This is a genomic window from Olleya sediminilitoris, from assembly GCF_016785945.1.
GTDB lineage: Bacteria > Bacteroidota > Bacteroidia > Flavobacteriales > Flavobacteriaceae > Olleya > Olleya sediminilitoris.
Genome location: NZ_JAEMEF010000009.1, coordinates 68443 through 80324, shown reverse-complemented (window position 1 = coordinate 80324; position 11882 = coordinate 68443). Strand labels below are relative to the sequence as shown.

The window sequence follows — 11882 nt, the reverse complement described above, 5'->3', positions numbered from 1 at the left end:
TGGGGTTTTAGTATTTAAAATCATGTCGTTAAGTTCTTGATTACTAATAACTATATTTATAATCAGCAAATAACTCTTCTTTAGAAACAGCATCTTTTTTGTCTATAAATCCAGCGTCATATCCATAAATTAGTTCTTCTGAAAAATATAATGTTTTATCCTTGAGTGTTTTTACTTTAGGCTTGTTAATAAAATCATCATAAATATCTAAAGTTTTATTTTTAGACAATTTATAAACAATATTTTGAAATGCATTTTTTAGGTAACCTTTTTTATAGTTAAATATATCTCCTGTAATTTTCTTTTTTTTAATCTACAACTTCTTTTCTACCATCAAAATCAATAGTAAAATAAAGAGCTCCTAACCTTTTGCGTTTAAACTTGTGATTTAGAAACTTTGCTATGAGAATATTGAGCTACATTAAAATTTCCTATTCTTACTTGTGCTTCAATATGGAGTGAAACAAAAAAATAAGAAAATTACAAGTATTTTATTCCTCATTCACTATACTATTTTAAGTCAACATTCCTCCATCAACATTTAATGTCTGACCAGTAACATAAGCAGACATGTCTGATGCTAAAAACACACATACATTTGCGATGTCTTCTGGTGTACCACCACGTTTTAAAGGAATTGCATTACGCCATTCTTTAACTGTGTTTTCATCTAATTTTGCTGTCATTTCGGTTTCAATAAAACCTGGAGCAATTACGTTACTTCTAATGTTTCTTGACCCTAACTCTAAAGCAACAGACTTAGAAAAACCAATAATACCAGCTTTTGATGCAGCATAATTAGTTTGTCCAGCATTACCCTTAACACCAACTACAGAACTCATGTTAATAATAGACCCTTTACGTTGTTTTAGCATTGTGCGTTGTACAGCTTTTGTCATGTTAAATACAGACTTAAGGTTAACTTCGATTACTTTATCAAAGTCCTCTTCACTAATACGCATTAACAAATTATCTTTAGTAATTCCTGCATTGTTTATTAATACATCAATACTACCAAATTCTGTAAGTACATCCTGAGCTAAAGTTTGAGCTTCGTCAAAACTAGCTGCATTACTTTTATATCCTTTTGCTTTAACACCTAAAGCTATTAATTCTTTTTCTAACTCATTTGCTGCGTCTACAGATGAGCTGTATGTAAATGCAACATTAGCACCTTGCTGAGCAAATACTTGAGCAATACCTTTACCAATACCTCTTGAAGCACCTGTAATTATTGCTGTTTTTCCTTCTAAAAGTTTCATTAAAATAATATTTGATTTGTTTTTGTTTACACGAAAACACATTGTTAGTTTACTATTTCAAATATAGTAATTACAATTTGTTATGTATAAAAAAACCTCATAATTTATAGTAATTATGAGGTTTTTGTATTCTAATTCTTTTTAGTCAATAGACTATTAAAGTTACATTTTCACGTCTTCAGATTTTTCGTAATTAAATAAATGGTCAATATCCATTTCTTGAACTTTTCCTAATTTATTTAAAGCTTTTAAATCAACGTCTTTTTTATTACCAATTACCATGACGTTGTAATCTTCACCTTTTATGTTTTTATTAAAAAACTCGCGTAAGTCTGCTAAAGTCATATCTTTAATAGCATTATACATAGCCTCTCTGTTATCTTCAGAGATTCCTAATTTTTGAAGTCTTTCATAATTCCAGAAAATACTTGATTTATTAATACGCTGTGCAGCTATTTTTTTAAGCGTAGACTCTTTAGCAGCATTAAATTGTGCTTCAGATTCTGGCATATCATTCATTAATCCCATCATAGCATCAACAGCTTCTGGCATTTTATTAGCCTGAGTACCAATGTAAGCCATCACGTAATTAGCATCATCTTTTTCTCTAGCTGTACTGTAGCTTGACCAGGCAGAATATGCTAATGATTTAGACTCTCTAATTTCCTGAAATACAATGGAAGATAATCCACCACCAAAATAAGTATTGAATAATGTTGAAGCAGCCATATTTTCAGCTTTAAAAGGCTCTCCTTTAGCTAAAAACATCATTTCTGATTGTACCATATCAAAATCTACAAAATACACATTTCCACCTGTTTCTTTTTCTTCAAAAGTCATAGCTTCAGGATAATCTTTTAATTGTGCATTAACTTTATGTGATGCATTTAAGGCAGATACAGCATTGTCTATATCTTTACCATAGTAAAACATACGTTGCTTGTAATTTTTTAAATCCTTAGCTAAAGCAACCAATTCTTCAGGATTAATTTTATTTAACTCTGATACCGAAATTATATTACGGAAACTAGAATTTTCGCCATATTTGGCATAGTTAAGTAAACCACGTCTTAAAATACTCCCTTTATTAGTCTTAGTATTTTGTCTTCCTTTAGCTATAGATTGTACATATTTTTCATAAGCTTCTTGATCTGCAACAGCATTATCTAATAAATGTTCTAGTAATTCTAATCCTTTTGGAAGATTTTCTTTTAAACCACTTAAACCAATGTATGTTTTTTCGTTACCAGTATTAACGTAATATTCTACTCCTAACTTATAAAACTCTTTTTTAAGTTGCTCATTAGAATATTTTTCTGTTCCTAAATACTCTAAATAGCCAACAGCTAAGTCTAATTTTTTATCATTATCACTTCCCATGTCAAAAATGATATTCATATCAAACAAATCATTAGTTTCGTTTTCAATGTAAGATACTGTAATTCCGCTATCAGTTTTAGTTTTTTTAATAGCTGAAGCATAATCCACATAGACAGGCTTAAGAGCTTCAGATTGAATGCTATTAAACGCTTCTATAAATTCAGAATTAGATCCTCTGTTTAAATTTACTGGAGTTATTCCTGGGTTTTGAACCTTTACAATATTTTCATCAACACCTTTACGTTTGTAAGTTACTACGTAATTGTCTTTATAAAATGAATTAGCAAAATCAACTAATTCTTGCTTAGTTATCTTTTTAAGATCATCTAAAAATTTAACTTTATCTTCCCAGTTTTCATCATGGATAAAAGCATTTACATACGCATCTGCAACAGCTGTACTGCTTTCGTATTGTTTAAGTTGAGATTTTTTTAAGTCATTAATTACAGCATCAATCATCCAATCTTCAAACTCTCCTTTTTTTAGCTTTTCAATTTGCTCTAAAAGTAATTCTTTAAGTTCATCTAAAGACTGACCTTCTTTTGGTGCTCCGCTTAAAACATGATAACCATAGTCATTTAAAAATGTAGGCGACGATCCTGCATATTGCACTAATTGCTTTTGATTTAAGTTTAAATCCATTAAACCAGCATTTCCGTTAGCTAAAATCATATCTGCTAAAGTTACCAGTTTTTCATCCTCTGTTTTTACACCTCCAGTACGATATGCAATAGAAATACTTTCTGATGTTGGTCCAAAAACTTCGTTTTCTACTACACTTGTTATCATTTCTTCTTTAGGTAATTCTGGATGTTTAACTTCCTTTTTCTCTAATTTACCAAAGCTTTCATTTACTTTACTTATTGTAGCATCAAAATCTAAATCTCCAACCAATACTACAGCCATGTTATTTGGGACGTAATATTTATCAAAATAATTATGAATATCAACCATCGATGGGTTTTTCAAATGCTCGGCAGTACCAATAGTTGTTTGTTGACCATATGGATGGTTAGGAAACAAACCTTTAAGCATTGCTGCATAACGTTTACGTCCATCACTATCTTGGCCTCTATTAAACTCTTCAAAAACAGCTTCTAACTCAGTATGAAATAAACGTAACACGACTTGTCCAAAACGTTCACTTTCAAGCTTTAAAAATTTATCAAGCTCGTTTGCAGGAATTTTATTTGTATAAACTGTTTGCTCAAACCATGTGTAAGCATTTGTACCAGTGGCACCAAGTGAACTTGACATTTTATCATACTCGTTAGCTACAGAAAAATTTGAAGCTGCTAATGATACACGGTCAATTTCTTTATAAATAGCTAATTTATTATCTGGATTTTTTTCTGCTCTATGTTTTTCATATAAATTAGAAATAGTATCTAGATATTTTTTTTCAGTTTCCCAGTTAACAGTACCAATTTTATCTGTTCCTTTAAAAACCATGTGTTCTAAATAGTGAGCTAATCCTGTAGATTGTTTAGGATCGTAGTTAGAACCTGCTCTTACTGCAATGTATGTTTGTATTTTAGGTTCGTCTGTGTTTTTACTTAAATAGACTTTTAATCCATTATCTAAAGTGTATAAACGTAATCCTGTTGGGTCATTTGCAACGGTTTGATAACTAAATCCATTAGCGTCTTTTTGGGTTTCTGACTTAGCTACCGAAGACGCTGTATTACCTTTTTTGCAACTAGCAACTAAAGTAATCATAGCAATAGCTAAGACTAATTTTAAGTGTTTCATTTTTTGATTGATTATATTAATAAAAAAAGTTCGTTAGCTAAATTAAGCTAACGAACTTTAAAGGGTATTATATTTTGAGTATTTTAACAGAAAATCAACAGATTTCTTATCCTAATACTTCTGCTACTTTTTTACCAATTTCAGCTGGAGAATCTACAACGTGGATACCACATTCTTTCATAATCGCTTTTTTAGCTTGAGCTGTATCATCAGATCCACCTACAATTGCACCTGCGTGACCCATTGTACGACCTGCTGGAGCAGTTTCACCTGCTATAAATCCTACGATTGGTTTTTTACTACCAGACTCTTTATACCATTTAGCAGCATCAGCTTCTAATTGACCACCAATCTCACCAATCATAACAACACATTCAGTTTCTGGATCGTTAATTAATAACTCAACAGCTTCTTTAGTAGTTGTACCAATAATTGGATCTCCTCCAATACCAATTGCAGTTGTGATACCTAAACCTTGTTTTACAACTTGGTCTGCAGTTTCATAAGTTAAAGTACCTGATTTAGATACAACACCTACTTTACCTTTTTTGAAAACAAAACCTGGCATGATACCAACTTTAGCTTCACCTGGAGTAATAACTCCTGGACAGTTAGGACCAACTAAACGACAATCTTTATCTTTAATATAATCTGCAGCTTTAATCATATCTGCAACAGGAATACCTTCTGTAATAGTAATAATTACTTTAATTCCAGCGTTGGCAGCTTCCATAATTGCATCTGCAGCAAAAGCTGGTGGCACAAAAATGATTGTTGTATCTGCACCTACTTTATCAACAGCTTCTTGAACTGTATTAAAAACTGGCCTGTCTAAGTGCGTTTGTCCACCTTTACCTGGTGTAACACCACCTACTACATTTGTTCCGTATTCAATCATTTGACCAGCGTGAAAAGTACCTTCACTACCTGTAAATCCTTGAACTATTATTTTTGAATCTTTGTTTACTAAAACGCTCATGTTTTGTATTGATTAAGAAGTTTTATGTTGAATTGTTATTTACTTTACAAAAGTAAGTTTTTGTCTGCTAATTGAAAACGAATTTAATATTTAATTTATTAAAATGATGATAAGCTTTGAGGATTCTCGTCAAACAACTGACTAATTTCGTATCCTTTGTATAATAGACCGTTTTTGACTTCCCAAATGGAAATAAAATGTGCTATTGGTTCGATTTCATCTGATCTTTCAATTGTTGCTGCATAAGCAGTATATCTTGCAGTAATTGTATCGTTTTCTTTTAATAAATGGCTTAATTTATATGTAAACGTTACAAATGACTGCCTTATATCTTGTAATTTGGCTTTAATACCATCATGATCTAAAGCTATATAGCCTTTACTACTATTCCAATGTAATTGACAATCTTTGTCAAACATATTTATAGCATCTTCTGATTTTGCTAAATCTAAATTATAAAAGGCTTTAACAACCGCTCTTGCTGACATCTATTTATTTTTTAAATGTTTGATAATTTCTGGAATTCGCTTAATGTAAGCCAATTCTTTTAATTTTACTCGTGATTCTTCAATTGGAGTACCAAAATAAGATTTACCACCTTCGATAGATTTTGTAACACCTGTTTGACCTAAAACATTAGCTTTTTTACCAATTGTAATTCCGCTGGTAGTACCAACTTGTCCCCAAAGTGTCACTTCATCCTCTATGATACAACATCCTGCAATCCCTGTTTGTGATGCAATTAAGCATTTTTTACCAATTACAGTGTCGTGACCAACTTGAATTTGGTTATCTAGTTTAGAGCCTTCTCCTATAATAGTATCTCCTGTAACCCCTTTATCAATAGTACATAGGGCTCCAACATCTACATTATCTTTTATTACAACTCTACCTCCAGATTTAAGTTGATCAAATCCTTCTGGTCTATTTTTGTAATAAAAGGCGCTTGCACCTAAAATTGTACCAGCGTGTATAGTTACATTATTACCAATTACTGTATCATCATATATACTTACATTGGAATGTATGACACAGTTGTCGCCAATAACAACATTATGACCAATAAAACAATTGGGTTGAATTATAGTATTTTCACCAATCTTAGCTGAAGCTGAAATAGCTGAATTAGCACTTTGAAAAGGCTTAAAATGAGAGGTTAATTTGTTAAAATCTCTAAACGGATCATCACTAATTAATAATGCTTTACCTTCTGGACAATCAACCTTTTTATTAATTAAAACAATTGTAGCTTTACTATTTAAAGCTTTATCGTAATATTTAGGATGATCAACAAATACGATATCTCCTGGTTCGACAACATGAATTTCATTCATGCCTAAAACCTGAAAATTTTCGTCTCCAACAAAGGTGCTATCAATAAGTGAAGCAATTGCTTTTAATGTATATGGTTTAGGAAACTTCATGTGTTAACTAACTATTCTTTAACACGTTCTTTGTAAGTTCCTTTTACAGTTTCTACTTTAATTTTATCTCCTTCATTTATAAATAAAGGCACATTAACAATAGCTCCTGTTTCAACTGTTGCTGGTTTTGTAGCATTAGTTGCTGTATTACCCTTAACACCTGGCTCAGTAGCTGTAATTTCTAAAACAACACTTGCTGGTAATTCTACTGATAAAGGACTATTATCTTCTGTATTAATAATTACTGTTACAACTTCTCCTTCTTTCATTAATTCTGGACGATCTAAAGCTGCTTCTAATAATCTAATTTGAGTATAATCTGCTTCATTCATAAAATGATAAAATTCACCATCATTATATAAATATTGAAATTTATGAGTTTCTACTCTAACATCTTCTAATTTGTGACCTGCTGAAAATGTGTTATCAATAACTTTTCCGTTAGTTACACTTTTTAATTTTGTTCTAACAAAAGCTGGACCTTTACCTGGTTTTACATGTAAAAATTCAATTATTTTATAGATATCATTATTATATCTTAAGCATAATCCGTTTCTAATATCTGATGTTGTAACCATTTTATAATTTTGTTTTAATTTTTAATTTGATTTAAAATAACCTTTCATAATACCTCTATGAGAGTTTTTGATAAACTGAAGTATCTCGTCACGCTCAGTTGTCGCTTCCATTTCTGCTTCAATAATAGCTGCTGCTTGTGTATTATTATAGTTTTTTTGATATAATATTCTAAATATATCTTGAATTTCTCTAATTTTTTCTGTGGAATACCCTCTACGTCTTAATCCAACAGAATTAATACCTACGTAAGATAATGGTTCTCTACCTGCTTTTACAAAAGGTGGTACATCTTTACGTACTAAAGACCCTCCTGTTACAAAAGCATGACTACCTACTGAACAAAATTGGTGTACAGCAGTCATACCTGCAAGTACAACATAATCTCCGATATTAATGTGTCCTGCTAATGTACTGTTATTAGAAAATATACAGTTGTTACCTACAATACAATCATGAGCAATGTGACAGTAAGCCATGATTAAACAATTGTCACCAACAACCGTTTTCATTCGGTCAGTTGTCCCTCTGTTTATAGTTACACATTCTCTAATGGTCACATTATCACCTATTATAGTTAATGTGTCTTCATCGTTATATTTAAGGTCTTGTGGTACAGCAGAAATCACTGAACCTGGAAAAATATTACAATTTTTTCCTATTCTTGCGCCTTCCATTATAGTGACATTACTACCTATCCATGTACCTTCTCCAATAATTACATTATTGCTAATAGTCGTAAATGGTTCTATAACCACATTTTTGGCAATTTTCGCACCTGGATGTACGTATGCTAAAGGTTGGTTCATTTTTATTGTATTATTTTACTTTAGTTATTTGTGCCATTAATTCGGCTTCTGCACATAATTTACCATTAGTATAAGCGTAACCTTGCATATGGCAAATACCACGTCTTATAGGTGTTATTAACGAGCATTTGAAGATTAATGTATCTCCTGGCACTACTTTTTGCTTAAATTTAACTTTATCCATTTTCATGAAAAATGTCAAATAATTTTCTGGATCAGGAACAGTACTAAGTACTAAAATACCTCCTGTTTGTGCCATAGCTTCCACAATTAAAACTCCTGGCATTACTGGAGCTCCTGGAAAGTGACCTTTGAAGAACTCTTCATTCATGGTCACATTTTTCATTCCTATAACTTTGTTTTCAGATAATTCAAAAACTTTATCAAGTAATAAAAAAGGTTGTCTATGTGGTAACATATCCATAATTTGATTTACATCCATAACTGGAGTTTGGTTTAAATCAATATTTGGTACGTTATTACGTCTTTCGTTTTTAATGAGTTTAGACATTTTTTTTGCAAACTGTGTGTTTACAAAATGTCCTGGTTTATTAGCTATTACTTTACCTCTAATACGTGTTCCGATTAAAGCTAAATCACCTATAACATCTAATAATTTATGTCTAGCAGCTTCATTAGGATAATGCAAAGTAAGGTTGTCTAAAATCCCATTAGGTTTAACTGCTATTGCTTCTTTATTAAAAGCTTCTTTAAGTTTTTCCATAGTAGAATCAGATAATTCTTTATCTACATATACTATAGCATTATTTAAATCGCCTCCTTTAATTAAACCATGCTCTAGTAATGCTTCTAATTCATGTAAGAAACTAAAAGTCCTTGAGTCTGATATATCTTTTTTGAAGTTAGATATTTTATTTAAAGTTGCATTTTGAGTTCCTAAAACTTTAGTACCAAAGTCAACCATTGTTGTTACTTGATATTCTTTAGAAGGCATGACTAAAATCTCGCTTCCAGACTCTTCGTCAGTGTAAGATATAACATCAGTAACCTCATAAACTTCTCTGAATGCTTCTTGTTCTTGGATACCTGCTTTTTCAATAGCTTCTACAAAAAACTTTGATGAACCATCCATAATTGGTGGCTCAGAGTTGTCTAATTCTAAGATAGCATTGTCAATATCTAAACCAATCAATGCTGCTAATACGTGCTCACAGGTCTGAATAGTAACACCGTTTTTTTCTAAACAAGTACCACGTTGTGTGCTAGTTACATAGTTTGCATCTGCTTCAATTACTGGAGTACCCTCTAAATCAATGCGTTTAAAAGCAAATCCTGTATTTTCTGAAGCTGGTTTGAAAGTTAATGTTACCTCTTTTCCTGTGTGTAAGCCAACTCCTGTCAAGGATATTTCCTTTTGAATTGTTTTTTGCTTTATGTCAGTACTAACTATTCCCATTTCCTTTTTTTTCTAATTCGTTTATGGTTTTTACCAATTTTGGTAAGTTTTTAAAATATACATAGGATTTATTGTAATCTCCATAAGATAAAGCTGGTGACCCTTGAAGCACCTCGTTATCCTTAACATTACGTCCTATACCTGATTGTGCTTGTATTTTTACATTATTACCAATAACAATGTGTCCTACAATACCAACCTGTCCACCAATTTGGCAATTTTCACCAATTTTGGTAGAACCTGCTATACCTGTTTGGGCAGCAATAACAGTATTTTTACCAATCTCTACATTGTGTGCTATCTGAATTTGATTATCCAATTTTACACCTTTTCTTATAATTGTAGATCCTAATGTTGCTCTGTCAATTGTAGTAGCTGCACCAATATCTACAAAGTCTTCCAATATAACATTACCTATTTGTGGCACCTTGCTATATTCTCCGTTTTCATTTGGCGCAAAACCAAATCCATCAGCTCCTATTATAGCTCCAGAGTTTATAACACAATTTTTACCAATAATACAGTCTGAATAGATTTTTGCTCCAGAAAACACGACTGTGTTATCTTGTATAGTTACATTGTCACCAATATAACTATTAGGAAAAATCTTAACATTATCACCTATTGTTACATTATCTCCAACTACGGTAAATGCACCAATGTAAATATCCTTTCCGATTTTAGCCGAATCTGATATTGATGTTGGTTGCTCTATACCAAACTTATTTAGCTTAACTTGATTATAGTATTCTAATAATTTTGAAAATGACTTGTATGCATCTTCTACTTTAATTAGCGTACAAGTTATATCTTGTTCTGGCATAAAGTCTTTACCAACAATAGCTATTGTTGCTTTTGTGGTATATATATAGGGCGTGTATTTAGGGTTCGCTAAAAAGGTTAAAGCACCTTCTACTCCTTCTTCTATTTTTGATAATTTAGATACCTCTGCCTGAGGATTGCCTTCTACGACACCATCTAAAATACCAGCGATTTGTTCTGCTGTAAATTTCATTGTTAGCAAAAATAGAAAAAATGTACTAAAGTTTGTCTTTTGGATAACATATATAATATTTAGTCACTGTTTTTGATAGTGCTTTTAAATTTAGTTGGTCTGAAGCCTTAACTATATCCTCTACTTTACCGTTTTTGTACAAAATATTTATATTTTGTTTTTTTCTAGTATAAGCTTGATTACTTATTTGTCCAGTAAACACAAAATAATTAGCTTCATGATCGGAAATACTATGTTTTTGTTGCAAAGTTTTTTTATGATTATCTAACACATCTTGCTTAATTGGTTTCTTTTTTATTTTAACCTTTAATAAATGTCTATTAATAATCATATCGCAAAGATTTTTTAGCACAAAATCATCGTGATATTGCCAGTTTTTCATTGCTGAAACAATATCATAATCATCTAGTTTCGCAAAGGTTTCAAGACAATCTGAGTTAAATTCATTTAAAGTAATTTCATTTTCTAAAAAGAATGACAATGGTTTACTTGCTTGTAATTTTACTCCGTTTTTAACTAACTCTTTAGCTCTTTTTAATACTCGTATTAACAATTGCTCTGCTACTAAACTTGTTTTATGTAAATACACTTGCCAATACATTAAACGTCTAGCTACCAAAAATTTTTCAATACTATAAATACCTTTATCTTCAATAACTAAATGGTCATCTTTTACATGTAACATAGTAATTAGACGCTCACTATTTATATTGCCTTCAGATACTCCTGTGTAAAAACTATCACGTTTTAAATAATCTGCACGATCCATATCAATTTGACTTGATATAAGTTGTAACATAAATTTACGATGGTACTTTCCTTTAAAGATTTGGATGGCTAGTGTTAAATCGTCGTTAAATTCAGCATTTAATTCTTGCATAAATAACAATGAAATCTCTTCATGAGAAACACCACTAACAATACTATGCTCCATTGCATGGCTAAAAGGACCATGACCAATATCATGTAACAAAATGGCTATACATAGTGCTTTTTCTTCTTCTTCAGAAATCTTAACACCTTTAAATCTAAGTACTTGAATTGCCTTTTGCATTAAATGCATACAACCAATTGCATGATGAAATCTAGTATGATGCGCTCCTGGATATACTAGATATGACAATCCCATTTGTGAGATTCGTCTAAGTCTTTGAAAAAATGGATGCTCAATTAAATCAAAAATTATAGAATTTGGAATAGTAATAAATCCGTAAATTGGGTCGTTTAATATTTTAAGTTTGTTACTTGGTTTCAAGCTTAAGCCTTTA

11 protein-coding genes are annotated in these 11882 nt (G+C 31.1%); all 11 read right to left on the bottom strand.

The genetic code is table 11. From position 1 onward, the window contains the following. Nucleotides 1-43: 43 nt before the first annotated feature. Nucleotides 44-229, bottom strand: coding sequence for a hypothetical protein (locus JAO71_RS10905; RefSeq protein WP_203000793.1), 186 nt, complete (start codon nucleotides 227-229; stop codon nucleotides 44-46). A 286-nt stretch (nucleotides 230-515) separates the two neighbouring features. Beyond that, nucleotides 516-1262 carry a 3-oxoacyl-[acyl-carrier-protein] reductase gene (gene fabG, locus JAO71_RS10900; RefSeq protein ID WP_028289796.1) on the bottom strand — a complete coding sequence of 249 codons (747 nt, stop codon included), beginning with the start codon at nucleotides 1260-1262 and terminating at the stop codon, nucleotides 516-518. A gap of 162 nt (nucleotides 1263-1424) precedes the next feature. Continuing rightward, complete coding sequence (locus tag JAO71_RS10895; protein ID WP_203000791.1) at nucleotides 1425-4394, bottom strand: M16 family metallopeptidase; 2970 nt, start codon at nucleotides 4392-4394, stop codon at nucleotides 1425-1427. 106 nt (nucleotides 4395-4500) lie between these two features. Then, nucleotides 4501-5373, bottom strand: coding sequence for a succinate--CoA ligase subunit alpha (gene sucD, locus JAO71_RS10890; RefSeq protein WP_028607438.1), 873 nt, complete (start codon nucleotides 5371-5373; stop codon nucleotides 4501-4503). A 98-nt stretch (nucleotides 5374-5471) separates the two neighbouring features. After that, nucleotides 5472-5861 (bottom strand): nuclear transport factor 2-like protein, encoded by a 390-nt coding sequence (locus tag JAO71_RS10885; RefSeq protein WP_203000789.1) that lies wholly within the window; start codon nucleotides 5859-5861, stop codon nucleotides 5472-5474. Further along, entirely contained in the window at nucleotides 5862-6797 is a 936-nt protein-coding gene (locus tag JAO71_RS10880) for a UDP-3-O-(3-hydroxymyristoyl)glucosamine N-acyltransferase (RefSeq protein WP_054850946.1), read from the bottom strand. 11 nt (nucleotides 6798-6808) lie between these two features. Further along, the gene (gene efp / locus JAO71_RS10875; protein ID WP_028289801.1) at nucleotides 6809-7375 is read right to left on the bottom strand and encodes an elongation factor P; all 567 of its coding nucleotides are present in this window, start codon (nucleotides 7373-7375) and stop codon (nucleotides 6809-6811) included. Nucleotides 7376-7396: 21 nt separating this feature from the next. Next, nucleotides 7397-8182 (bottom strand): acyl-ACP--UDP-N-acetylglucosamine O-acyltransferase, encoded by a 786-nt coding sequence (gene lpxA / locus JAO71_RS10870; RefSeq protein ID WP_028289802.1) that lies wholly within the window; start codon nucleotides 8180-8182, stop codon nucleotides 7397-7399. A 10-nt stretch (nucleotides 8183-8192) separates the two neighbouring features. Beyond that, nucleotides 8193-9599: a bifunctional UDP-3-O-[3-hydroxymyristoyl] N-acetylglucosamine deacetylase/3-hydroxyacyl-ACP dehydratase gene (locus JAO71_RS10865; RefSeq protein WP_028607440.1), complete on the bottom strand. Its 1407-nt coding sequence runs from the start codon at nucleotides 9597-9599 to the stop codon at nucleotides 8193-8195. Next, the gene (lpxD, locus tag JAO71_RS10860) at nucleotides 9586-10614 is read right to left on the bottom strand and encodes a UDP-3-O-(3-hydroxymyristoyl)glucosamine N-acyltransferase (RefSeq protein WP_028289804.1); all 1029 of its coding nucleotides are present in this window, start codon (nucleotides 10612-10614) and stop codon (nucleotides 9586-9588) included. The genes JAO71_RS10865 and lpxD overlap by 14 nt, the downstream gene beginning before the upstream one ends. Nucleotides 10615-10639: 25 nt before the next feature. Then, nucleotides 10640-11869: an HD domain-containing protein gene (locus JAO71_RS10855; protein ID WP_203000787.1), complete on the bottom strand. Its 1230-nt coding sequence runs from the start codon at nucleotides 11867-11869 to the stop codon at nucleotides 10640-10642. Nucleotides 11870-11882 lie beyond the last annotated feature (13 nt).

Excerpts from the sequence above, each read along its gene's own strand:
- lpxA (WP_028289802.1), bottom strand. The coding sequence starts at position 8,182 with ATGAACCAACCTTTAGCATACGTACATCCAGGTGCGAAAATTGCCAAA.
- JAO71_RS10885 (WP_203000789.1), bottom strand. The coding sequence starts at position 5,861 with ATGTCAGCAAGAGCGGTTGTTAAAGCCTTTTATAATTTAGATTTAGCA.
- sucD (WP_028607438.1), bottom strand. The coding sequence starts at position 5,373 with ATGAGCGTTTTAGTAAACAAAGATTCAAAAATAATAGTTCAAGGATTT.
- efp (WP_028289801.1), bottom strand. The coding sequence starts at position 7,375 with ATGGTTACAACATCAGATATTAGAAACGGATTATGCTTAAGATATAAT.
- lpxD (WP_028289804.1), bottom strand. The coding sequence starts at position 10,614 with ATGAAATTTACAGCAGAACAAATCGCTGGTATTTTAGATGGTGTCGTA.
- fabG (WP_028289796.1), bottom strand. The coding sequence starts at position 1,262 with ATGAAACTTTTAGAAGGAAAAACAGCAATAATTACAGGTGCTTCAAGA.
- JAO71_RS10895 (WP_203000791.1), bottom strand. The coding sequence starts at position 4,394 with ATGAAACACTTAAAATTAGTCTTAGCTATTGCTATGATTACTTTAGTT.
- JAO71_RS10880 (WP_054850946.1), bottom strand. The coding sequence starts at position 6,797 with ATGAAGTTTCCTAAACCATATACATTAAAAGCAATTGCTTCACTTATT.
- JAO71_RS10865 (WP_028607440.1), bottom strand. The coding sequence starts at position 9,599 with ATGGGAATAGTTAGTACTGACATAAAGCAAAAAACAATTCAAAAGGAA.